The organism is Solimonas soli DSM 21787 (assembly GCF_000474945.1).
Lineage (GTDB): Bacteria > Pseudomonadota > Gammaproteobacteria > Nevskiales > Nevskiaceae > Solimonas > Solimonas soli.
Genome location: NZ_KI440839.1, coordinates 169575 through 191900, shown reverse-complemented (window position 1 = coordinate 191900; position 22326 = coordinate 169575). Strand labels below are relative to the sequence as shown.

Here is a 22326-nt window from a genome sequence, read left to right as displayed (position 1 = left end):
CCATCAACACGGCGGCGCGGGAGATTGCGGCGGGGAACTCGGACCTGTCGTCGCGGACCGAGCAGCAGGCGGCGAGCCTGGAGGAAACGGCGTCGTCGATGGAAGAGCTGACCTCGACGGTGAAGCAGAACGCCGAGAACGCGCGGCAGGCGAACCAGCTGGCGATCGGCGCCTCGGACGTGGCGGTGAAGGGCGGCGCGGTGGTGGCGGAAGTGGTGACGACGATGGCGTCGATCTCGGAGGCGAGCAAGAAGATCGCCGACATCATCGGCGTGATCGACGGCATCGCCTTCCAGACCAACATTCTCGCCCTGAACGCGGCGGTGGAAGCGGCGCGCGCGGGGGAACAGGGCCGGGGCTTCGCGGTGGTGGCGAGCGAGGTGCGCAACCTGGCGCAGCGCAGCGCCTCGGCGGCCAAGGAGATCAAGGCGTTGATCGTCGATTCGAGCGATCGGGTCGGCACCGGCGCCAAGCTGGTGGAGCAGGCGGGGCGGACGATGGACGAGATCGTCGGCAGCGTGAAGCGGGTGACGGACATCATGGGCGAGATCACGGCGGCGTCGCAGGAGCAGAGCCAGGGCATCGAGCAGGTGAACCAGACGATCACGCAGATGGACGAAGTGACGCAGCAGAACGCGGCGCTGGTGGAGGAAGCCTCGGCCTCGGCGCGTTCTCTGGAGGAACAGGCCTCGGGCCTCGCCGCCTCGGTCGCGCGCTTCAGGCTGACGGGCGCGCCGCGCCCCGCGGCCGGCGACGAAGCGCTCGCGTCGCCGGCCGCGGTCAAGCCCGCGCCGGTCGCGCGTCCGGCGCCCCTCAAGGCGAGGATGAACGGCCACGCCGCGGCGGCCGGCACGGCGCCGTGGTCCGAGTTCTGAGTAACCGCGCGGTGCCACGACGATGACCGCCATGACGGCGACGGCCGGCGAGGAACAGCGCGAATTCGCGTTCAGCGAGCGCGATTTCGAACGGGCGCGGCGCATGATCCGCGCGCGCGCCGGCATCGCCCTCGCCGACAGCAAGCGCGACATGGTCTACAGCCGCCTGTCGCGGCGCCTGCGCGCGCTGCGCCTGGCGTCGTTCGCCGCCTATCTCGATCTGCTCGACGATCCGCATGCCGACGAATGGGAGGCCTTCACCAACGCGCTGACCACGAACCTCACCTCGTTCTTCCGCGAGGCGCATCACTTCGACACGCTCAAGGCCCTGCTCGGCGCGACGCCGCAGCGCCGGCCGCTGCTGCTGTGGTCGGCGGCCGCCTCGACCGGCGAGGAACCGTACTCGATGGCGATCGCCGCCTGCGAGGCTTTCGGCACGCTGACGCCGCCGGTGCGCATCCTCGCCAGCGATCTCGACACGCAGGTGCTGCAGAGCGCCGAGCGCGGCATCTATCCGCTCGAACGCGTCGAGCGGCTCGATCGCGAACGGCTGCGGCGCTTCTTCCGCCGCGGTTCCGGCCCCTACGAGGGCCAGTGCCGGGTGATCGACGAGCTGCGCGCCCTGGTGCACTTCCGGCAGCTGAACCTGCTCGACGCGCGCTGGCCCCTGCGCGGCCCCTACACGGCGATCTTCTGCCGCAACGTGATGATCTACTTCGACAAGCCGACGCAGCGCGACGTGCTGACGCGCCTCGTGCCGCTGCTCGCCGACGACGGCCTGCTGTTCGCGGGCCATTCCGAGAGCTTCTTCCACGCCGCCGATCTCGTGCATTCCTGCGGCCGCACCGTCTACCGGCGGGCCTGAGATGCGCGCCGACACGCCGGCAGGGACTTACTACGATCCGCGCTTCGCCGCGCTCGCGTACAAGGTGCTGCCCGGCGACTACGCGGTCGCCGGCGATGCGCGCATGCTGGTGACACTGCTCGGCTCCTGCGTGTCGGCCTGCCTGCACGATCCGCTGGCGCGGGTCGGCGGCATGAACCACTTCCTGCTGCCGGGCGGCGAGGGCGCCTCCGGCGATTCCGCGCGCTACGGCAGCTATGCCATGGAAGTGCTGATCAACGAACTGCTCAAGCGCGGCGCGACGCGCGCCCGCCTGCAGGCCAAGGTCTTCGGCGGCGGCGCCGTGCTGCCGAGCCTCAGCGGCGTCGGCAGCGTCGGCGAGCGCAACGCGCGCTTCGTGCTCGACTATCTCGAGGCCGAACGCATCGCCGTGCTGGCGCAGGATCTCGGCGACATCGTGCCGCGCCGCGTCCACTACTTTCCGGCGACTGGCCGCGCGCTGGTCAAACGCCTGCCGGCGGCCGAGCGCGCCAGCGTCGCCGCCGACGAAAGCCGTTATCTGAGCCGCCTGCGCGCCAAGCCCGCGGCCGGTTCGGTGGAGCTGTTCTGATGAAGACCGCCCGATGAAGACCCGCGTCCTGATCGTCGACGACTCGGCGCTGGTGCGCAGCCTGATGACCGAGATCCTGTCGGCCGACCCGCAGATCGAGGTGGTCGGTGTCGCCAGCGATCCCTACGTGGCGCGCGACAAGATCAAGCAGCTCAGGCCGGACGTGCTGACGCTCGACGTCGAGATGCCGCGCATGGACGGCCTGACCTTCCTCGACAACCTGATGCGCCTGCATCCGATGCCGGTGCTGATGGTCTCCTCGCTCACCGAGGCCGGCGCCGACGTGACCTTGCAGGCGCTCGAACTCGGCGCCGTCGACTTCGTCACCAAGCCGAAGCTCGACGTGCGCGCCGGCCTCACCGCCTACGCCGAACAGCTGCGCGAAAAAGTTCGCGGCCTGCTGCGCGCGCGGCCGCGCGGCGCGCAGCGGCGCGAGGCCGCCGAGCCGCTGCGCCGGCCGTTCCGCACCACCGATCGCATCATCGCCATCGGCGCCTCGACCGGCGGCACCGAGGCGATCCGCGAGGTGCTCGAACGCATGCCGGCCGACGCGCCGGCGGTCGTCGTCACCCAGCATATCCCCGCCGCGTTCAGCGGCCCGTTCGCGGCGCGTCTCGACCGCACGTCGGCGATGGCGGTGTGCGAGGCACACGACGCGCAGCCGATCGTCGCCGGCCATGTCTACGTGGCGCCCGGCGATCGCCATCTGCTGATCGAACGCGACGGCGCGCGCTACGTCTGCCGGCTGTCCGACGGCCCGCCGCAGAACCGCCACCGGCCCAGCGTCGACGCCATGTTCAACTCGCTGGCCCGCCACGCCGGCAGCAACGTCGCCGCCGCGCTGCTGACCGGCATGGGCGACGACGGCGCGCGCGGCCTGCTGGCCTTGCGCGAGGCCGGCGCCCGCACGCTCGTGCAGGACGAGGCGAGCAGCGTGGTCTGGGGCATGCCGGGCGCGGCGTACAAGCTCGGCGCCGCCGAACGCGTGCTGGCGCTCGACGCGGTGGCCGCGCAGCTGCTGCAGGACGCGGCCGCCTGAGCGCGCGCCCCTCTCATTCGTGGATGAACGGCGCGACGGACGTCGTTAAAGGCTCGTGGCGGCCTGCCGATAAGACCGACAGCCTCATCGCAAATTCTCTGGAGCACCCGATGCGCGTCTTGCCGTGGAAACCGCTGGCGATCCCCGCCGCCCTGACGGCCTTGCACGTCACGGCGCTGCTGTCGGCCGGCGGCGTACTGGTGTGGGGCAGCGGCCTGCTGGCGGCCTTCGCCTGGGCGGCGCTCGCCTTCATGCAGGCGCAGCGCGCGGAGCAGCGCGAACGCGAGCTGGCCCGCCAGCTGCTGCTCAACGAGCGCCGCACGCGCACCCTGGGCGAGTTGCGTGGCGGTCTGCTCAGCGAGGCGCTCGCCGCCGCCGCCGAAGTCGAGCGCGTGCGTGCGCTGATCAACGACGCCGTGCGCCAGCTCGGCGGCGCCTTCAACGACATGGACCGCCAGGCCCATATCCAGGAGCAGGCGGTCGCCAGCATCCTCGCGCAGAGCGGCACCGGCGCCAGCACCGACGTGCGACGCTTCGCCGAAACGGCGGTCGGCCTGATGCGCGGACTCGCCGAATCGCTCGCCGACGTCAGCCGCCAGAGCGTGGCGACGGTCGGCCAGATCGACGAGATGGTCAAGCACCTCGATGCCATCTTCGAGCTGCTCGGCGACGTCAAGACCATCGCCGACCAGACCAATCTGCTGGCGCTCAACGCGGCGATCGAAGCGGCGCGCGCCGGCGAGGCGGGCCGCGGCTTCGCGGTGGTCGCCGAGGAAGTGCGCTCGCTGTCGGAGCGCTCGACCAATTTCAACGAGCAGATCCGCAAGCTGGTGTCCGGATCGAAGGACGCGATCGCCAAGGTGCGCGACACGGTCGGGCACATGGCGACGCGCGACAGCTCGCTGAGCATCGGCGCGCAGGACGAGGTGCGCCAGCTGCTCGGCCAGGTCGACGCGATCAACGACGGGCTCACCAAGAGTCTGCGCACGGTTTCCGAGGCGCGCGCGCAGATCAGCGAGGCCGTCGGCCGCGCCGTGCGCTGCCTGCAGTTCGAGGACATCTCGACGCAGGCGCTGACGGTGGCGCAGCAGCACACCAAGCGCGTCGAGGCGATCGGTTCGGAGCTCGATGCCAGGGAGCAGGCGGGTGACGGGACGAGCGCCAGGGCCGAGGCGCAGGCGGACTGGCGCGAGCCTTTGCACAAGCCGGTGGCGCAGGTATCGATGCAGGCGGGGACGGTCGATCTGTTCTAGGCCTCGTTGCCGCGAGGGCGGAGATTCGGGCGGCCTTGCGATGGCCGCGTCACTCGTCCTGCGACGGCCGCAGCCCGATGAAGTCTTTTGATTTCGCCTTGCGGCGAGTTCCTTTTCTTTGCTTGTGCAAAGAAAAGGAACCAAAAGAAAGCACACCCTGAGGGCCGCATCCCTCGCTACGCGAGGGAAGCCTGCGCTGCTCACGTGCTCGGGGTCGTCGCCGACAGGCCATCCATGGCCTGACGGCGACTTGTCGCGCCGTCCTGGCGCGCCGCCCCACTGCGCGCGCTGCGCTGCTCGGTGCGGCCCTAAGGGGCCCAAGGTCAAAAGCGAAAAGCCAAAGCAACGGCAAAAGCAGACTCCCTCTCCCCGCTTGCGGGGAGAGGGTTGGGGTGAGGGGCGCTGTTGCCGTGGTTTTTGACCTTGGGAACCCTCGCGCAGCGAGGGCGCGAAACCAGAAAACCCCGGAAACCACAGCAGCCCCAACGCCTGCCCGCGACAAACGAAAAGGCCGCATTGCTGCGGCCTTTTTCCTGCAAGGTGACGTGCCCCGATCAGCGCGAGATGTTCATCCCGTAGAAAATCTCGCTGATCTCGTGGTTGACGTTCTCGCGGATCTTCTTCGCCTCGCGCGGCGGCAGCTCCGAGGCGCCTTCGCCGAACAGATACGTGTCGAGGTCGAGTTCCTTCAGGCGCATCTTCGTGTGGAAGATGAATTCCTGATAGACGTTGACGTCGATCATCTGGTAGCGGTTCTTGATGTCGGCCGACAGGAAGTCCTGGATCGACTCCACCGAGTGGTCGATGAAGTGTTTCATGCCGCGCACATTGCGTGTGAAGCCGCGCACGCGGTAATCCATCACCACGATGTCCGACTCGAAGGACTTGATCAGATAGTTCAGGGCCTTCAGCGGCGAAATCTTGCCGCAGGTCGACACGTCGATGTCGGCGCGGAAGGTCGAGATGCCGTTGTCCGGATGCGTTTCCGGATACGTGTGCACGGTGATGTGCGACTTGTCGAGATGGGCGACGACGGAATCTTTCTCGCCTTTCTTCTTGCCCGGCGTCGGCAGGCCGTCGAGATGGCCTTCCGAGATCAGCATCGTCACCGAGGCGCCCTGCGGGTCGTAGTCCTGGCGCGCCACGTTGAGGATGTTGGCGCCGATGATGCGGGCAACCTCGGTGAGGATCGCCGTCAGGCGCTCGGCGTTGTAGGCCTCATCGATGTATTCGATGTATTCCTGCTGATGCTGCTTGCTGCGCGCGTAGCAGATGTCGTAGATGTTGAACGACAGCGACTTGGTCAGGTTGTTGAAACCCAACAGCTTCAGCTTCGGATTATCGGTCCGTTTCGGCTTGGCCTTGGCCAATTTTCAACTCCGGTAGCAAGAACGCCGAACGCGTCCCCAGAGGTTCCTGGCGGCGCGGCCCATTTCGAAAGGCGCGGATTATGCGCCAAAACGATCACCGTTGCGTGACGCTCCGGCGACCGCCCGACGGCCGGTCGCCGCGCGCTTCAGGCCGCTTCGCGGATCTCGTAGCCGTGGCTGATCGCCACGCCGCCGCGCGCCAGCATGATCGACGCCGAGCAGTACTTCTCCGCCGACAGCTCGACGGCGCGCTTCACGTGGTTCTCGGCGAGGTTCTTGCCGGTCACGACGAACTGCATGTGGATGCGGGTGAAGACCTTGGGCTCGGTCTCGGCGCGTTCGGCTTCCAGCTCGACCCAGCAGTCGCTGACCTGCTGGCGGGCTTTCTTGAGAATCAGCGTGACGTCGACGGCCGAGCAGGCGCCGACGCCCATCAGCACCATCTCCATCGGCCGCGGACCGAGATTGCGGCCGCCGATCTCCGGCGGGCCGTCGAGCACGATGGCGTGACCGCTGCCGCTCTCGGCCACGAAGACGGCGTTTTCGGTCCATTTGACACGTGCTTTCAAGGATTTCTCTCCACGGTGGGCGGCGGGGTTGTGCTATTTTCGCAGCAATCGCGCATTCGGCAATCGTTTCAGGGAGCGAGTCGATGTCCATGCTGGCCAAGCCGGTCATCCAGGCCTTCATCCAACAGGCGCACAAGCGCAGCTTTTCGCCGAAGCACACGCTCCTGCATGCCGGTGATCCGCCGCAGTCGCTCTACCTGATTCTCGAAGGCTCGGTCAGCATCCTGCTCGAGGACGCGAACGGCCGCGAGATCGTGCTCGCCTATCTCGGGCCCGGCGATTTCTTCGGCGAGCTGTGCCTGTTCCCCGAACAGCAGGCGCGCACCGCGATCGTCCGCACGCGCACGCCGACCCTGGCCTGCGAGCTGAGCTACCAGGCTTTCCTCACGTTCTACCGGCAGTATCCGGACATCATGTTCGAGATCGCCGGCCAGCTCGCCAGCCGCCTGCGCGACACCACGCGCCGGCTCGCCGACCTGGCGTTCCTCGACGTCGCCGGCCGCATGGCGCGCATCCTGCTCGACCTGTCGAAGAAGCGCGAAGCGCAGGCGCATGCGCGCGGCACGCTGATCCGCACCAGCCGCCAGGAACTGGCGCGCCTGGTCGGCTGCTCGCGCGAGATGGCCGGCCGCGTGCTGAAGAAGCTGGAGGAGGACGGCATCGTGGCGACGCAGGGGCGCAGCATCCTGATCCTCAACGTCTACAAGCCGGTCGCCGCCTGAGCGCCGCGCCGGCGGCGGATGCCCGAGGCCCGTCCCCGCGGCGGGCTTTTTCGTGGCGGCGGCTCAGCCGATCAGGGCGCGCAGCGCCGCCGCCGGGCTGTCCTGCCGCATCAGCGATTCGCCGATCAGGAAATGATGCACGCCGTGCGCGCGCATGCGCGCGACGTCGGCGGGCGTGGCGATGCCGCTCTCGGTGACGACCGGCACGCCGGTCGGTACGCGCGGCAGCAGATCGAGCGTCGTCTCCAGCCGCGTTTCGAAGCTGCGCAGGCTGCGGTTGTTGACGCCGAGTAGCCAGCCGCCGGACAGGCCGAGCCGCAGCACCTGCTCGAGCTCGGCGCCGTCGTGCACCTCGACCAGCACGTCGAGCTGCCAGCGGCGCGCTTCCTCGTGGAGTTCCTTCAGGCGCGCCGGCGCCAGCGCGGCGGCGATCAGCAGGATGGCATCGGCGCCGATCGCGCGCGCTTCGATCACCTGCATCTCGTCGATGATGAAGTCCTTGCGGATCGCCGGCAGCGCACAGGCCGCGCGCGCCTGCAGCAGGAACGCGTTGTGGCCCTGGAAGAACTTTTCGTCGGTCAGCACCGACAGGCAGGCGGCGCCGCCGGCGGCATATTCGCGGGCGATCCACGCCGGATCGAAATCCTCGCGGATCAGGCCCTTGCTCGGCGAGGCGCGCTTGACCTCGGCGATCACGCCGGCGCCGCCGGCCGTCACCTTGTCGCGCAGCGCGCGGATGAAGCCGCGCGGCGCGTCGGCGGCGCGCGCGAGATCTTCCAGCGTGCCGCGCGCGTAGCGCTTGTTGAGCAGGTCGATCTCGAGGCGCTTGCGGGCGAGGATCGTGTCGAGGATGTCGGCCATGAGCAGCGGTCGAGTGGCGGTCAGGCGGCGTTCTTGAGGCGCCGCGTGGTGGCGACGAACTGATCGAGGCAGGCGCGCGCCGAACCGTCGGCGAGCGCGTGCCGCGCCAGCGCGATGCCGTCGGCGATCGAGCCGACGCGCCGCGCCGCGTAGATCGCCGCGCCGGCGTTGAGCGCGACGATGTCGCGCGCGACGCCGGGCTTGTTGCCGAGCGCCTCGAGCACGCGGGCCTTCGATTCCCCGGCATCGGCGACGCGCAGGTTCTGGCTGCCGGCCATGGCGATGCCGAAGTCTTCCGGATGGATTTCGTATTCGCGCACCACGCCGTCGCGCAGCTCGCCGACCAGCGTGCCGGCGCCGAGCGTGATCTCGTCCATGTTGTCCTTGCCCCAGACCACCAGCGCGTTCTGCGCGCCGAGGCGCTGCAGCACGCGCACCTGGATGCCGACGAGGTCCGGATGGAAGACGCCCATCAGGATGTTCGGCGCGCCGGCCGGATTGGTCAGCGGGCCGAGGATGTTGAACATGGTGCGCACGCCCATTTCCTTGCGCACCGCCGCGACGGCCTTCATCGCCGGATGATGGTTCGGCGCGAACATGAAACCGACGCCGCAGTCGGCGATGCTCTGCGCGACCTGCGCCGGCGCCAGATCGATGACGGCGCCGAAGGCTTCGAGCACGTCGGCGCTGCCGGACTTGCTCGACACGCTGCGGTTGCCGTGCTTGGCGATGCGGCAGCCGGCGGCGGCGGCGACGAACATCGCGGCGGTCGAGATGTTGAAGCTGTGCGCGCCGTCGCCGCCGGTGCCGACGATGTCGACGAAGTGCTCGTAGGCCGGCGTCTCGACCTTGTTCGACAGCTCGCGCATGACCTGCGCGGCGGCGGCGATCTCGCCGACCGTTTCCTTCTTGACGCGCAGGCCGGTGAGGATCGCCGCGGTCATCACCGGCGAAACCTCGCCGCGCATGATCTGCCGCATCAGGCCGATCATCTCGTCGTGGAAGATCTCGCGGTGCTCGATCGTGCGCTGCAGCGCTTCCTGGGGCGTGATGTTGCTCATGGACGGGCGGGCCTCAGTAGCGCTCGAGGAAATTCTTCAGCAGCTGGTGACCGTGCTCGGTGAGGATCGATTCCGGGTGGAACTGCACGCCCTCGATCGGCAAGGTCTTGTGGCGCAGGCCCATGATCTCGTCCGGCGTGCCGTCGGCGTGCTGCGTCCAGGCGGTGATCTCGAAGCAGTCCGGCAGCGTGTCCTTCTCGACCACCAGCGAGTGGTAGCGCGTGGCCTGATAAGGCGAGGGCAGGCCGTGAAAGACGCCGTGACCGTTGTGGTGGATGCTGCTCGTCTTGCCGTGCATGACATCGTGCGCGCGCTTGACCACGCCGCCGAAGGCCTGGCCGATCGACTGGTGGCCGAGGCACACGCCGAGGATCGGGAAGCGGCCCTGCAGCGTCTCGATCAATTCGAGGCAGATGCCGGCCTCGTTCGGCGTGCACGGCCCCGGCGAGAGGACGATGTGGCGGGGATTCCTGGCGGCGACCGCGTCGACCGTGATGCGGTCGTTGCGGTGCACCTCCACCTCGACGCCCAGCTCGCCGAAATACTGGACGAGGTTGTAGGTGAACGAATCGTAGTTGTCGATCATCAGCAGCATGGAGCTAACCCTTCTGTGTTTCTGTCGGGCGAGGCGCGGAAGAGAATGCGCGGCCCGAGTGATACCCGGTGGTGTTGACGCTAGGCGTTCGCTTCAGCGTCGCCAGTTCTTCGGGTGCAGGGTCATTGCCGGTGCCGCGGGTGCCTGAGTCGGGGCCGCCACTTTACTGAATCGGACCGCCGCTGTCAGGCCGCGGCGCGACGTTTGGTTATAAGCCTAGGGCGAATCATTCCTTCACAAGGCCGGGGCGCGTTCCTAGATTGCCGGCTTTCCCTCCACAAATCGGGAGCAGAAAGGGATGACTGCCGCCCTCAGGCGACGGCGCGTTCGCGCCGTGGCGATCGCCGCGACCGGCGCCGCGTCGCTGCTGCTGGCCGCCTGCCACGGCGGCGACGCGAGCGGCCTGCCCCTGCGCGTCGAAATCAGCCATCGGGTCGGCACGCAGCCGCTGCAGCTTGGCGAGACCGAATACACGCTGGACGACGGCGACGCCCTGCGCATCGATCGCCTGCGCTACTACCTCAGCAACTTCCGCCTGCGCCGCCATGACCGCAGCTGGTCGGCGGCGGCGCGCAGCGACAGCGACGCGCGCGGCTACGTTCTCGTCGACGAGGCGCAGCCGGCCTCGCGCAGCTTCGAGGTCGCCGGCTTCGCGCCGGGCGAGTACGAGGGCGTCGAGTTTCTGATCGGTGTCGACGCCGCGCGCAACAGCGCCGGCGCGCAGACCGGCGCGCTCGATCCGGCGCTCGGCATGTTCTGGACCTGGAACAGCGGCTACATCTTCCTGAAGCTCGAAGGCCGCTCGCCGCAGGCGACGACACCCGGGCAGCGCGTGAGCTGGCACGTCGGCGGCAGCCCCAACGCGCGCACCGTCTATCTGCCGCTGCCCAGGCCGCTGCGCCTGGCGCCGGACATCGTCAGCACGGTGCACCTGCACGCCGATGTCGCCGCCGCGCTGCTCGCCGGCGAGCCCCTGCGCGTCGCCGGGCACGAGGCGCTGATGGATCCGGCCGGCGGCGCGGCGATCGCCGACCGCTACGCGACAGCCTTCCGCGTCGACCACGTGCACCACGAGCCGCGCCGCTGAAGTCCGCCCATGCCGCGTCGCCCGCCACGCCGCCGGCTGTTCGCCGCGTTCGCGCTGCTGCTCGTCGCCGGCGGCGCGGCCGGCGCGGCCTGCTGGTGGCCGTCGCGCACGCCGCAGCTGCACCGCCCGGCGGGCTGGCCGGCGCCGGTCTACGACATCCAGCGCAACCCGCCGACGGCGGCGGGCTTCGCGCTTGGCCGCAAGCTGTTCTACGACCCGCGGCTGTCGCAGGACGGCAGCATCGCCTGCGCGAGCTGCCATCAGCAGTTCGCCGCCTTCGCGCATTTCGATCATCGCGTCAGCCATGGCCTGCACGGCGCCAACGGCACGCGCAACGCGCCGGGCCTGTTCAACCTGGCCTGGCAGCCGGACTTCATGTGGGACGGCGCCGTCGCCCATCTCGAACTGCAGCCGCTGGCTCCGCTGACCAACCCGGTCGAGATGGGCGAGACGCTGCCGGCCGTGCTCGCGCGGCTGCGCGCCGATCCCGACTACCCGCGGCTGTTCGCGCGGGCCTTCGGACCCGGCGGTGACGAGGGGCCGATCGACAGCCAGCGCTTCCTGCGCGCGCTGACGCAGTTCCTCGTGACGATGATCTCCGACGACTCGCGCTACGACCGCTATCGCGCCGGCCGCGCGACCTTCAGCGACGCCGAGACGCGCGGGCTCGCCGCCTTCCGCACGCACTGCAGCGCGTGCCACGTCGAACCCCTGTTCACCGATTACCGCTATCGGCGCAACGGCTTGCGGGGCGACGACGCGGGCCGCGCGGCGATCAGCGGCAACGCGGCGGACCGTGGCCGCTTCCGCGTGCCGAGCCTGCGCAACGTCGCGCTGACCGCGCCGTACATGCACGACGGCCGCTTCGACACGCTCGAACAAGTGCTCGCGCACTACCGCAGCGGCGTGCCGGACGCGCTGCGCGACGAGCCGCTGCTGCGCGAAGCGACGAGCGTCGGTGCCGCCGAGGCCGAAGACATCATCGCCTTTCTCCAGACTCTCACTGACGAGCGTTTCGTCCATGACCGCCGATTCTCGGAAGCCGCGTCGCGCTGAGCGCGCCGCGTGTCTGGCGCTGCTGCTCGCCGCGCTCGGCGCCGACGGCGTCGCCGCCGCGCACGAGGGCCATGAACACGTCGCGCACGAGATCGCGCCGGCCGCGGCGCCGGCGACGAGCCTGAGCTGGCAGTCGGCGCGCCTCGAGGCGGTCGCCGCGCTCGACGGGCAGGGCCTGGTCGTGTGGATCGACGATTACGCGAGCAACCGTCCGCTGTCCGGCCTCGCCGTGGCGGCACAGGTCGGCGCGGCGACCGTGCAGGCGCAGGAGAGCGAACCGGGCACCTATCGCGTGCCGGCCGACCTGCTCGGCGGCGCGCCGGGCGATGTCGTGCTCGCGCTGAGCGTGCGCGGCGAGGGCTGGGACGAGCGCTTCGCCGGCCGCCTGCCGCGGCCGCCGCCGCGCGCGGCGCAGGAGCATGGGCCGTGGCGCCGCAGGCTGCCGGCCGCGCTCGGCGCGGCCGTGCTGTTCGGCGGCGCGCTGGTGCTGTGGCGCCGCCGCACGCGGCGCGCGCGATGATCGCGCACATCGTCGCCTGGAGCCTGCGCGAGCGCTTCGTGGTGCTCGCCGCCGCGCTGGCGCTGCTGGTGTACGGCCTGCTGCGTCTGCCGCAAATGCCGGTCGACGTGCTGCCCGACCTGACGCGGCCGACGGTGACGGTGCAGGTCGAGGCGCCGCAGCTCGCCGCCGAGGACGTCGAGGCGCTGGTCAGCTATCCGCTCGAAGCGGCGCTGGCCGGGCTGCCGGGCCTGCAGCGCCTGCGCTCGACCTCCACCGCCGGCCTTGCGCTGCTGCAGATCGAATTCGCCTGGGGCAGCGATCTGCTGCGCCAGCGCCAGCTCGTCGCCGAGCGCATCGATGCCGCGCGTGCCAGCCTGCCACCCGGCTTGCAGGCGCGGCTCGGGCCCATCACCTCGCTGATGGGCGAGGTGATGCTGCTCGGCCTGCGCTCGCCGCAGGGCAGCGTGACGCCGGCCGCGCTGCGCGAATGGGCCGACTGGTCGGCGCGGCCGGCGCTGCTGGCGCTGCCCGGCGTCGCGCAGGTGCTGCCCATCGGCGGCGCCTTGCGCCAGTACGAAGTGCGTCCGGATCTGCAGCGCCTGCGCCTCGCCGGCGTGACGCTGGCGCAGATCGAACAGGCGCTGCGTGGCTACGGCGGCAACGCCGGCGGCGGCATCGTCGAGGAAGATGGCGACGAACGCCTGCTGCGCACGATCGGCCGGCCGTTGCAGCTCGACGCGCTGCGCGATCTCGCCGTCGCCTGGCGCGGCGATGCGGCGATCCGTCTCGGCCAGGTCGCCGAGGTCGGCGAAGGGCAGCGCCTGAAGCGCGGCGACGCCGGCGTCGACGGCGAGCCGGCCGTGATCCTCTCCGTGCAGAAGCAGCCGGGTGTCGACAGCCTGCGCCTCGGCGCGGCGATCGAGGCGCGCCTGCGCGAACTGCGCGGCGGCATGCCGGGCGACGCCGTGATCGAGCCGGTGTTCCGTCAGGCCGACTTCATCCGCGCCTCGGTCGGCAACGTGCGCGACGCGCTGCTGCACGGCGCGCTGATCGCCGCCGCGGTGCTGCTGCTGTTCCTCGGCAGCGCGCGCGCGACCGCCGCGGCGGTGGTGGCGATTCCCCTGTCGCTGGTCGCGGCGATCCTGATCCTGCAGGCCTGTGGTCTGAGCATCGACACGATGACGCTCGGCGGGCTGGCGATCGCCATCGGCGAGCTCGTCGACGACGCCGTGGTCGGTGTCGACAACATCGTGCGCCGCCTGCGCGAGCGTGACGCCGGCTCGAGCGCCGCCACGGTGATCGTCGCGGCGGTCAGCGAGGTGCGCGCCGGCATCCTGGTGGCGACGCTCATCGTCGTGCTCGGCATCGCGCCGGTGCTGGCGCTCGGCGGCCTCGCCGGCCGCCTGTTCACGCCGCTGGCCTCCGCCTATGTGGCGGCGATCGCCGCCAGCCTGCTCGTCGCGCTGACCGTGACCCCGGTGCTGTGCGCGCTCGGCCTGCGCGGCGCCGCGGCGCCGCGCGAGCGCGCCTTCGTGCAGGTGCTGCGCGCCCGCTACGAGCGCGGGCTGGCGCAGGCGCTGCGCCGACCGCACTGGCTGCTCGGCGCGACGGCCCTGCTCGTCGCGCTCGCCGTGCTCGGCGCCACGCGCCTGCCGCGCGAACTGCTGCCGCCGTTCGCCGAGCGCACGCTGACCGTCAACCTGCTGCTGCGGCCCGGCGTCGCGCTGTCCGGATCGCAGCGCGTCGCGCTTGCCGCCGAGCGGCGCCTGCTCGCCGTGCCGGGCGTGCGGCGCGCGGCGCACCGCAGCGGTCGCGCCGAAGCCGACGAACACGCCGAGGGCGTGCATTACTCGGAGTTCGAAGTGACGCTGGCCGACGGCGCCCGCGCGGCGGAAGTGCGGCCGCGCGTGGCGGCGGCGCTCGCCGGCCTGCCGGGCAGCTGGTCGATCGGCGCGCCGATCGCGCATCGCCTCGATCATGTGCTGTCCGGCGTGCAGGCGCCGCTCGCGGTGAAGCTGGTCGGCGACGACCTCGACACCCTGCGGCAGCTGGGCGAAACGCTGGCGGCGCGGCTGCGCGACGACCCGCGCATCGCCGGCGCGACGCCCGACGCGCAGCAGCGGGTGCGGCAATGGCAGGCGCGCGTCGATACGCGGCGCGCGGCGTTGTGGGGCCTGTCGCCGCCGCGCGTGCAGGAGCAGATCGGCATCCTCGCCGGCGGCGAGACGCTCGGAGCGGTGATCGACGGCGAGCGGCGCTTCGATCTGGTGCTGCGCCTGCCGGAAGCGCAACGCACGAGCAAGGCGCTGCCGTCGCTGCTGATCGAATCGCCGAACGGCACCGTGCCGCTGGCGGCGATCGCCGACGTCGGCCTGCGCGAGGGCGAGAGCCGCATCGAGCGCGAGGCATTGCGCCGGCGCCTGGTCGTCGCCGTGTTCGCCGCCGGCACGCTCGACGCCGCCGCCGACGCCGTGCGCGACGCGGTCGCCACGCTGCAGTTGCCGGCCGGCTACGAGGCGCGCATCGAGGGCGAGGGCGCCGAGCAGCGCGCCGCACTGTGGCGCCTGCTGGGACTCGGTGCGCTGTCGCTGCTGCTGATGAGCGCCGTGGTCCATGCGCGCTTCCGCGATCGCCGCGCCACGGCGATCGTCATGGGCATCGTGCCGCTGTCGGCGATCGGCGGCATCGCCGCGCTCTGGCTGACGGCGACGCCGCTGAGCGCGGCGAGCGCGATCGGCTTCATCACGCTGTTCGGCATCGCCGCGCGCAACACGCTGCTCAAGCTGGGCCACTGCCTGCGCCTCTCCGCGCAGGCGCCGCTGCCTGCACATCGCGCGCTGGTGCTGCGCGCCTGCAGCGAGCGTCTGCTGCCGGTGCTGATGACGGCGCTGGTCGCGGCGCTGGCGCTGGCGCCGCTGCTGTGGGCGGCGGACGCGCCCGGCAAGGAGATCCTGCATCCGGTCGCGCTGGTGATCTTCGGCGGCCTGATCGGCGGCACGCTGCTCGACAGCTTCGTGACGCCGCTGCTGCTCGACCGTTGGCTGCCCGCAATGCTGACAGCGCGTTCGGAGATTTCCTACGAATTTTAGAAACGCCGGTTCTTATGAAAGAACTCTTCGAAAAACTCCTGAAAAGTTCTAATTGCCTGGGAACCAACATGGCTTTGCGAGTGTATCGTTGCGCGCACTGCCGGGACGGGGAAGCGAAAAAAGATAACCCGGCGGGCCTCGAGACGAGGCGGTGCGGACCCACCCGCATCGGTTAAGCCAACGATCGCTTAGTCAAGGAGTGAAAGATGAGTCTGTTTGGATTATTGCGTCCGCCCGGCTGCGGGGCGCGCCTGCGTCCGCTGGCGCTCGCCGCGGCGTCGGCGGGTCTGGCGGCGGCGTCGCTGCTGTCGGCCCCGGCGGCGACCGCCGGCGTGCCGCTGGTCACCGAAGGCCTGCTCGGCAACGTCGTCAACACCACCACCGGCATCGTGCAGAACACCGCGCAGTCCGTCACCAACGTGCTGAGCACGCGCGACGCCGCGGCGGCGGCGACCGGCGGCAGCGCGCCGCCGGCGATCAACAAGTACACCGGCGCGCAGATTCCGAACGGCACGGTGCTGCTGATCTGGACCGGCGACGGCTGCTCGACGCCGCTGTGCAATCCGAAGACCGCGCAGGATTTCCTCGCCGTGGTCGACGCCGAACCGAACTCGACGACCTACGGCAACGTGATCTGGACCGCCGAGCTGCCGAGCGTGCTGGCCTCGAACGTGGCCGGCAACATCGCCGGTGCGCTGGCCTCGGACGCGCACAACGATCCGCATCACATGCTGTCGTACACCTCGTACATCTCCGACGGCAGCGACGGCCTCAAGGCCGGCCACAAGTACACCTTCGCCGGCGGCGTGATCTCGAAGAACGTGTTCCGTTACGACATCACCAGCGTGCGCGGCGTCGGCAGGGCCGACATCGCGGTGTGCGGCACGCAGCCGCGGCGTTCGTCGCTGACCGACGATTTCGTCGTCATGCCGTCGAACACCGGCGGCCACAAGATCCTCTACACGTACATGAGCAACTACGTGTACGGCCCGGGCGGCACGGTGACGGAAATCGATCCGGACCGCGTCGCGCCGACCGCGCTCGGCGCCTGCCTGCCGTCGGTGCCGTCGGTGACCGGCGCGCTGGAGAATCTCGCGCAGTTCGGCCTGATCGCCAATCTCGGCGTCGGTGCCGACGACAATCCGCTGCTCGGCCACAAGGGCATCACCGAGTACGTCGGCGCGGTGCGCGCGGACCAGCCGCGCAACCCGACCGCGTACACCAGCTCGCCGGACACGCGGCAGACCCGCACCGCCAACCAGGGCCTGTTCTTCCTCGGCAACAAGGACGCCGGCCTCGAATCCGTGCCGCACGGCATGGCCTTGACCTATGACGGCAAGTACCTGGCGACGTCCGACTACGCGGTCGCCGCGTCGATCGGCGCGGCCGCCATCAACGGCGCGCTCGGCGAGCTGTGCGGCAGCCAGGCCAATGGCGGCACCGGCACCGGCATCGGCCCGCTCGGCATCTGCGGGTCGAGCTTCGGTTCGTCGGTGCGCGTCTGGGAGACCAGCGGCAGCTACACGCACGGCAAGACCAAGGACTCGCTCAAGGAAGCCGGCGTCTACCAGGGCAATCCGTACCTGCGCTCGGTCAGCGCCGTGCCGGACGGTCCGCGTCAGGAGCCGATCCTCATCCACGAGGAGAACGAGGGTCTGATGGGCTTCGGCACGCCGCACCAGTCGCATCACTGCGTCGGACAGAAAGGCTGGATCAACAGCGGCGATCCGAGTTTCGACAAGGCGGTCAGCGCCAGCGGCGTCGCCGCCAACGCGGCCAGCACGAAGACGGCCGACAGCTGCAGCGAAGGCAGCGCCGACTACGTGCCGCACAAGGGCGCCTTCGCGGCGAGCATGTGCGGCGGCGTGCTGTACTACAGCCCGGATCTCACGATCAGCGGCGACGAGACCAATGTGTTCGGCGGCAAGGGCCCCTACTGGCGTGCCGTCTACGACGCCGGTCCGTGCACGGGCGTCGGCTACTTCCAGCTGACCGACGATGATCGCTTCCTGATCCTGCCGATCTCGGGCATCGAAAGTCCGAAGTCGATCGACGCCGCCGGCAGCATCGACTTCGATCGCGACTATCCGCGCGAGCACAGCCGCCGCATCCTGACGCTCGACGTTCGTCCGCTGTTCGCCAAGGGCACTGCCGGCACCGTCGCGACGGCGATCGCCTGCGATTTCCCGGAGGCCGATCCGAGCCGCACCGCCAACACCTCGCTCGGCATCAAGGCCAGGCGCGCCGATCTGTCGGGCGGCGTCAGCGCCGCGTTCAACGTGCTCAAGCACAACAACGAGGCGGACGACTGCCCGCGCATCCGTGGCGCGATCGGCCAGTTCGAGACCGGCCCGACCGGCGTCGGCCTGGCGACCACGGCGTCGTCGAACGTCAGCCAGACCGGCGTCGGCTACATCCGTCTCGCCGAAGCGGTGACCGAAGTCCGCGCGCTGACGCCGCAGGGCATCCTGGTGACCGACGCGCACGCGGGTGGCGAACCTTCGGGCACGACGGGCGGCGGTCCGGGCAGCGGCAATCTCAACTCGCTGCAGAACCTCTACACGCACGGCGGTCCGCACTTCACCAACTTCGATCGCGTCGGCTATCAGGCGACGCCGTCGGGCGAGGGTGGCTACAAGGACCTCACGCCGAGCGCGTCGAAGACGCCGCGCGACCAGGTGATCGGCAAGCCGCCGGTGACGGGCAGCGAACGCTTCCTGTTCATCCAGTACTTCGTCGAGCTGAATCACGTGCCGCTGCCGGGCACCGGGTCGGACGGCGACCGCACGGTCTGCCTCGGCAAGGTCGATCGCAACACCGGCGCCACGGTGCTCGACACCTCGTTCACCGACGAGCTGCTCGGCACGCCGTGCCTGGACTTCGACTCGGCGGCGCGCGATGCATGGCTGTGGCCCGGCGCGCGTGGCGCCAAGGGTGGCGCCAAGCCGCACGCGGCGATCTTCGAGCGTGACGGCGCCAACCTGTTCGGTCCGGGCTACTTCCCGGCCGCGCCGGTCAATCCGGACGGCGATCTGTAAGAGCACGCGGTCCCTTGCAGCCCGGCGCTCCTGCCAGCGGTACGGCAGGAGCGCTGCGGCTTTCACGCATTAATGAGCAGCACGCAGAGAAGAGGAATTTACGTGTTCCGATATGCAAAACCCCTGGCCTTCGCCGCCGTGCTCGCGACCGGCGTCGCGGCCGCGGCCGACAAGGCGCGGGACAAGACCCCGGGCGCCGCCGGCGACAACGGCGGTCTCGCCGCCGACCTCTACGTCAACGGCCAGCCGATCAGCGTCAACCACGTCAGCCTGATGGCGGCCGGCATCGGTCAGCAGCAGAAGGATCCGCGCCAGGCCGGCAGCGAGGAGTCGCGCAATGCCGCGCGCGCCGAGCTGATCACCGAGGAAGTGCTGGCGCAGGCGGCGCGCAAGAAGGGCCTCGACAGGAAGCCCGAGATCGCCGACCAGCTGGCCTACCAGCAGCGCCTGATCCTGTCGCGCGCCTATCTCGAGGACTATTTCACCGCGCAGCCGATCAATGACGACACGCTGCGCGCCGCGTACGAATGGAACCGCGCCAACGGCAAGATCCGCGAGTACCACGTGCGCCACATTCTCACCGGCAAGCTCGCCGACGCGCAGGCGGCGCTCGCCGCCCTCGACAAGGGCGAGGATTTCGCCGCCGTCGCCAAGCGCTACACGCTGGATCCCGGCGGCCAGGAGAACGGCGGCGATCTCGGCTGGTTCCGGCCGGACATCTTCGTCGACCATCATTTCAGCGACGCGGTCGAAAGCCTGAAGAAGGGCGAGTACAGCAAGACGCCGGTGCGCAGCCGCTACGGCTGGCACGTCATCAAGCTCGAGGAAGGACCGCGCCCGGTCGCCAAGCCGCAGCCCTACGACGCGCTCGACGACAGCGCACGCGAGGCGCTGCGCCAGCGCACCGCGCAGCTGAAGATCGAGGAACTGACCGCGCAGCTGAGCAAGAACGCCAAGGTCACCGGCCCCGGCGCCGCCGGCAGCGCCACCGCGCGGAGCGGCCAATGAGCGCCGCCCCTTCGATCGTCCGTGCCGCCGCGCCCGCGTTCGTCGCCGCGCTGCTCGCCGCCTGCGCGCAGGCGCCTGTCGCCCCGCACGCCGCGTCGCCGGAGCCGTACACGGCGGAACGCTTTGCACTGTTCGTCAACGACATCCGCCACGGCAAGTGCGAGCAGATCGCGTCCGAGGTGAAGGCCGGGGCGTCGATCGACGGCTTCGACACGCTCGACCAGACGCCGCTGCTCGCCGCCATCGCGCAGAACCAGGTCGCCTGCGTCGCGCGGTTGCTCGACGCCGGCGCCGACGTCAATCTGGCCGATCACGCCGGCTGGTCGCCGCTGATCCACGCCGCCTACTTCGGCAGCGACACGCAGATCATCGAGCTGCTGCTGGCGCGCGGCGCCAACATCAACGCGCAGAACGACCGCGGCCTGACGGCCCTGTATCTGGCCAGCGCCGCCGGCCACGAGCCGCAGGTGCAGCTGTTGCTCGCCAGGGGCGCCGATCCGTCGATCGCCTCGAAGAACGGCTACACGCCCTTGCGCGTCGCACAGGTGCGCGGCCTGAAGAACATCGTCGCCCTGCTCGAAGCCAGGCCGGCCGCGGTGCCCTGAAGCGGCGATGCGCGTCGCGCTTCTCCTCGCGCTCTGTGCCCTGTTGCCGCTCGCCGCGCGCGCGGCGGCGGAGGCGCCATTGCGCGTGCAGCTCGGCAAGCCGCAGCAGCGGCAGCTCGCCATCGTCACCACGCTGCCCGAGCAGGTGGCGGCGCGCACGCTGCCGGCGCGCGTGCTGGTCGATCCGCGACGGCGCTGGCGCGCGATGAGCGATCAGCCCGGCGTGCTCGAGCCGCCGGCCGGCGGCTTTCCGCTGGCCGGCCAGCGTGTCGCCGCCGGACAGGTGCTGGCCTGGCTGCGTCCGGCGATGAGCGCGCCGGAGCGGCGCGATCTGCAGTCGGCGCGGCGCGCCGAGCAGCGCGACTTCGATCTCGCGCAGGTGCAGATTCGCCGTTTCGACATCGACGCCGAGAAGGACATCGACATCAGCCTGCCGACGCCGTCGATCCAGATCGTCGCCGACTATCACGCCGCGCAGCTGCGCGGCGCGGCGCTCGATCGCGCCTTGCAGGACCGCGTGGCGCTGCGCGCGCCGGCGGCCGGCGTGCTGCTCGCCAGCCTCGCGCAGCGCGGACAGCTGGCGGCGCCGGGCGACGCGCTGTTCGAGGGCGCCGCCGCCGAGGCCATCGTCGTCGAGCTGCTGCACGAGGCCGACGCGCCGCTGCGGCTCGACGCGGCGTGCAGCGGCGCGACGCCCTTGCGCCTGATCGGCGACAGCTACGACACGACGCTGCGCGCGGCGCGCGCGGTGTACGCCGCCGACGCGGCGCTCGCCTGGGCGCCGGGCGAGACCGTCGAGCTCCGCGTGCCGTTGGCGCGCCCGGTGCTGCGCATTCCGCGGCGCAGCACGTTCGAGCGCGACGGTCGCACCCGGGTCTGGGTGCATCAGGGCAGCGAGGACTTCGAGGCGCGCGCCGTGCGCACGGCCGCTTTCGACGAGCAGCAGCTCGAAGTGACGGACGGCTTGCGGCCCGGCGATCGCGTGGTCGTCGACGCCGGCGCGCTGCTGCGGCAGGTGCCGCCATGAGCCGCGCCGCGGCGGTCGCGCGCCTGCTGCGCGCCAGCCTGTGGTTGCTGCCCCTGGCCGCCGCCGCGCACGGCGACGACGCGCCGGCGCCTTCCGCATCGCGGCCCGCGGCCTTGAGCCTCGCCAAGCCGCTGCAGCGCGCGCTGGCGATCACGACGGTGCGCGCCACGCCGCTCGACGAGGGCGCGCCGCTGCAGGCGGTCGCCGAGGTGCTGCCGCGCCCCGAGGCCGGCTGGCGCCTGCAGGCGCCGGAAGCCGGCCGCCTGCAGGCCGCGGCCGAGGCCTGGCCCGTGGCCGGGCAGAACGTCGCCGCCGGGCAGTTGCTGGCGCTGCTGCGGCCGGCGCTCAGCGAGCGCGAGCGTGCGCAGCGCCAGGTCGAGATCGCCGGCCTGCGCCAGAAGCTCGGCATCGCGCAGGTCAACGTCGAGCGCCTCGACCTGCAGCAGCGCATGAGCGGCATCGGCGCCGAAGGCAACACCTATCGCGAGCAGGCGCAAGCCGAATACGAGACGCTGCGTCGGCAGATCGAGCTTGGCGAGCAGAGCCTCGATGGCCGCGTCGAGATTCGCGCGGCGGGCGCCGGCCGCCTGCAGCGCGTCGCGGTGGCGGCGGGCGAGGTGGTCGGTCGTGGCCAGACGCTGTTCGAGCTGGCGGTCGCGCGACCGCGCCTCGCCGTGCGTGTCTACGATGCGGCGCTGGCACGCGGTGCCGGCGCCGCGCGCCTGGCGGTGGACGGACAGAGCTACGCGCTGCACGCGGTGGCGCAGGCGCCGGCCTTGCCGGAAGCCGGCTGGACGCTCTGGTTCGATTTCGACGGCGCGGCGCCGGCCCTGACGCCCGGCGCGCTCGTCGACCTGGGCCTGCGCGCGCCGATCGTCGCCGGCGGCGCCGACACCGTGCTGCTGCCGCGCGGCAGCGTGCGCGGCGCCGGCGACGAGGCCTGGATCTGGGTGCATGACGCGCCGGAGCATTTCACGCGACGCGCGGTACGCGTCGTCGCCGCGCAGGGCGAGACGATCGCCGTGCGCGGCGCGCCGGCGGGCGCGCGCGTCGCCTGCGCTGGCGCCGCCTTGCTCGATCAGTACCGCTGAGCGGCGCCGATGGCGGTACGCAGG

Annotated in this window: 20 protein-coding genes; 15 read left to right on the top strand and 5 right to left on the bottom strand. The window is 70.9% G+C overall.

Features of this window, described 5'->3' with window-relative positions:
- From K344_RS22550 to K344_RS24500, 5 genes are all read left to right on the top strand, one after another.
- Positions 1-875: methyl-accepting chemotaxis protein (locus K344_RS22550; protein WP_043114999.1), on the top strand; the 875-nt coding region annotated here is incomplete at its 5' end.
- Positions 876-897: 22 nt separating this feature from the next.
- Positions 898-1740 carry a CheR family methyltransferase gene (locus K344_RS0118685; RefSeq protein ID WP_051362415.1) on the top strand — a complete coding sequence of 281 codons (843 nt, stop codon included), beginning with the start codon at positions 898-900 and terminating at the stop codon, positions 1738-1740.
- A 1-nt stretch (position 1741) separates the two neighbouring features.
- Positions 1742-2329 (top strand): chemoreceptor glutamine deamidase CheD, encoded by a 588-nt coding sequence (gene cheD, locus K344_RS0118680; protein ID WP_028081950.1) that lies wholly within the window; start codon positions 1742-1744, stop codon positions 2327-2329.
- 13 nt (positions 2330-2342) lie between these two features.
- Positions 2343-3368 carry a protein-glutamate methylesterase/protein-glutamine glutaminase gene (locus tag K344_RS0118675; protein ID WP_028081949.1) on the top strand — a complete coding sequence of 342 codons (1026 nt, stop codon included), beginning with the start codon at positions 2343-2345 and terminating at the stop codon, positions 3366-3368.
- A gap of 110 nt (positions 3369-3478) precedes the next feature.
- Entirely contained in the window at positions 3479-4621 is a 1143-nt protein-coding gene (locus K344_RS24500) for a methyl-accepting chemotaxis protein (RefSeq protein WP_084197617.1), read from the top strand.
- A gap of 554 nt (positions 4622-5175) precedes the next feature.
- Here the strand turns inward: K344_RS24500 and speD are convergent.
- Positions 5176-5991 carry an adenosylmethionine decarboxylase gene (speD, locus tag K344_RS0118665; RefSeq protein WP_051362414.1) on the bottom strand — a complete coding sequence of 272 codons (816 nt, stop codon included), beginning with the start codon at positions 5989-5991 and terminating at the stop codon, positions 5176-5178.
- A gap of 146 nt (positions 5992-6137) precedes the next feature.
- Positions 6138-6560: an OsmC family protein gene (locus K344_RS0118660; protein ID WP_028081946.1), complete on the bottom strand. Its 423-nt coding sequence runs from the start codon at positions 6558-6560 to the stop codon at positions 6138-6140.
- Positions 6561-6643: 83 nt separating this feature from the next.
- Here K344_RS0118660 and K344_RS0118655 point away from each other — a divergent pair, with 83 nt between their 5' ends.
- A complete protein-coding gene (locus K344_RS0118655; RefSeq protein WP_028081945.1) occupies positions 6644-7282 on the top strand; it encodes a cyclic nucleotide-binding domain-containing protein in 639 nt (212 codons plus the stop codon).
- A gap of 63 nt (positions 7283-7345) precedes the next feature.
- On the opposite strand, the gene trpC is transcribed toward K344_RS0118655, so the two are convergent.
- Genes trpC through K344_RS0118640 form a run of 3 tightly spaced genes read right to left on the bottom strand, consistent with a single transcriptional unit; the run spans position 7346 to position 9799 of the window.
- Positions 7346-8143, bottom strand: a complete 798-nt coding sequence (gene trpC, locus K344_RS0118650; RefSeq protein WP_028081944.1) for an indole-3-glycerol phosphate synthase TrpC — start codon at positions 8141-8143, stop codon at positions 7346-7348.
- A 20-nt stretch (positions 8144-8163) separates the two neighbouring features.
- The gene (gene trpD, locus K344_RS0118645; protein ID WP_028081943.1) at positions 8164-9204 is read right to left on the bottom strand and encodes an anthranilate phosphoribosyltransferase; all 1041 of its coding nucleotides are present in this window, start codon (positions 9202-9204) and stop codon (positions 8164-8166) included.
- 13 nt (positions 9205-9217) lie between these two features.
- Complete coding sequence (locus tag K344_RS0118640; protein ID WP_028081942.1) at positions 9218-9799, bottom strand: anthranilate synthase component II; 582 nt, start codon at positions 9797-9799, stop codon at positions 9218-9220.
- A 298-nt stretch (positions 9800-10097) separates the two neighbouring features.
- Between K344_RS0118640 and K344_RS23255 the strand changes: the two genes are divergently transcribed.
- From K344_RS23255 to K344_RS0118595, 9 genes are all read left to right on the top strand, one after another.
- A complete protein-coding gene (locus tag K344_RS23255; protein WP_157623121.1) occupies positions 10098-10886 on the top strand; it encodes an MbnP family protein in 789 nt (262 codons plus the stop codon).
- A gap of 9 nt (positions 10887-10895) precedes the next feature.
- A complete protein-coding gene (locus K344_RS0118630) occupies positions 10896-11942 on the top strand; it encodes a cytochrome-c peroxidase (RefSeq protein ID WP_028081941.1) in 1047 nt (348 codons plus the stop codon).
- Entirely contained in the window at positions 11908-12462 is a 555-nt protein-coding gene (locus tag K344_RS0118625; protein WP_028081940.1) for a hypothetical protein, read from the top strand. The genes K344_RS0118630 and K344_RS0118625 overlap by 35 nt, the downstream gene beginning before the upstream one ends.
- On the top strand, positions 12459-15533 hold the full coding sequence (locus K344_RS0118620) for an efflux RND transporter permease subunit (protein ID WP_028081939.1): 3075 nt from the start codon (positions 12459-12461) through the stop codon (positions 15531-15533). Before K344_RS0118625 ends, K344_RS0118620 begins: the two co-directional genes overlap by 4 nt.
- Before the next feature lie 206 nt (positions 15534-15739).
- On the top strand, positions 15740-18571 hold the full coding sequence (locus tag K344_RS0118615; RefSeq protein ID WP_157623119.1) for a hypothetical protein: 2832 nt from the start codon (positions 15740-15742) through the stop codon (positions 18569-18571).
- Between the two features lie 102 nt (positions 18572-18673).
- Positions 18674-19579 (top strand): peptidylprolyl isomerase, encoded by a 906-nt coding sequence (locus tag K344_RS22540; protein WP_169729326.1) that lies wholly within the window; start codon positions 18674-18676, stop codon positions 19577-19579.
- A complete protein-coding gene (locus tag K344_RS23250) occupies positions 19576-20184 on the top strand; it encodes an ankyrin repeat domain-containing protein (protein WP_051362410.1) in 609 nt (202 codons plus the stop codon). The genes K344_RS22540 and K344_RS23250 overlap by 4 nt, the downstream gene beginning before the upstream one ends.
- Before the next feature lie 7 nt (positions 20185-20191).
- Positions 20192-21211: an efflux RND transporter periplasmic adaptor subunit gene (locus K344_RS0118600; protein ID WP_028081937.1), complete on the top strand. Its 1020-nt coding sequence runs from the start codon at positions 20192-20194 to the stop codon at positions 21209-21211.
- Positions 21208-22302: an efflux RND transporter periplasmic adaptor subunit gene (locus tag K344_RS0118595; protein ID WP_028081936.1), complete on the top strand. Its 1095-nt coding sequence runs from the start codon at positions 21208-21210 to the stop codon at positions 22300-22302. The genes K344_RS0118600 and K344_RS0118595 overlap by 4 nt, the downstream gene beginning before the upstream one ends.
- Positions 22303-22326: the final 24 nt, after the last annotated feature.

Coding starts and splice junctions, on each gene's coding strand:
- K344_RS0118685 (WP_051362415.1), top strand. CDS start 898: ATGACCGCCATGACGGCGACGGCCGGCGAGGAACAGCGCGAATTCGCG.
- cheD (WP_028081950.1), top strand. CDS start 1,742: ATGCGCGCCGACACGCCGGCAGGGACTTACTACGATCCGCGCTTCGCC.
- K344_RS0118675 (WP_028081949.1), top strand. CDS start 2,343: ATGAAGACCCGCGTCCTGATCGTCGACGACTCGGCGCTGGTGCGCAGC.
- K344_RS24500 (WP_084197617.1), top strand. CDS start 3,479: ATGCGCGTCTTGCCGTGGAAACCGCTGGCGATCCCCGCCGCCCTGACG.
- K344_RS0118655 (WP_028081945.1), top strand. CDS start 6,644: ATGTCCATGCTGGCCAAGCCGGTCATCCAGGCCTTCATCCAACAGGCG.
- trpC (WP_028081944.1), bottom strand. CDS start 8,143: ATGGCCGACATCCTCGACACGATCCTCGCCCGCAAGCGCCTCGAGATC.
- trpD (WP_028081943.1), bottom strand. CDS start 9,204: ATGAGCAACATCACGCCCCAGGAAGCGCTGCAGCGCACGATCGAGCAC.
- K344_RS0118640 (WP_028081942.1), bottom strand. CDS start 9,799: ATGCTGCTGATGATCGACAACTACGATTCGTTCACCTACAACCTCGTC.
- K344_RS23255 (WP_157623121.1), top strand. CDS start 10,098: ATGACTGCCGCCCTCAGGCGACGGCGCGTTCGCGCCGTGGCGATCGCC.
- K344_RS0118630 (WP_028081941.1), top strand. CDS start 10,896: ATGCCGCGTCGCCCGCCACGCCGCCGGCTGTTCGCCGCGTTCGCGCTG.
- K344_RS0118625 (WP_028081940.1), top strand. CDS start 11,908: ATGACCGCCGATTCTCGGAAGCCGCGTCGCGCTGAGCGCGCCGCGTGT.
- K344_RS0118620 (WP_028081939.1), top strand. CDS start 12,459: ATGATCGCGCACATCGTCGCCTGGAGCCTGCGCGAGCGCTTCGTGGTG.
- K344_RS0118615 (WP_157623119.1), top strand. CDS start 15,740: ATGAGTCTGTTTGGATTATTGCGTCCGCCCGGCTGCGGGGCGCGCCTG.
- K344_RS23250 (WP_051362410.1), top strand. CDS start 19,576: ATGAGCGCCGCCCCTTCGATCGTCCGTGCCGCCGCGCCCGCGTTCGTC.
- K344_RS0118600 (WP_028081937.1), top strand. CDS start 20,192: ATGCGCGTCGCGCTTCTCCTCGCGCTCTGTGCCCTGTTGCCGCTCGCC.
- K344_RS0118595 (WP_028081936.1), top strand. CDS start 21,208: ATGAGCCGCGCCGCGGCGGTCGCGCGCCTGCTGCGCGCCAGCCTGTGG.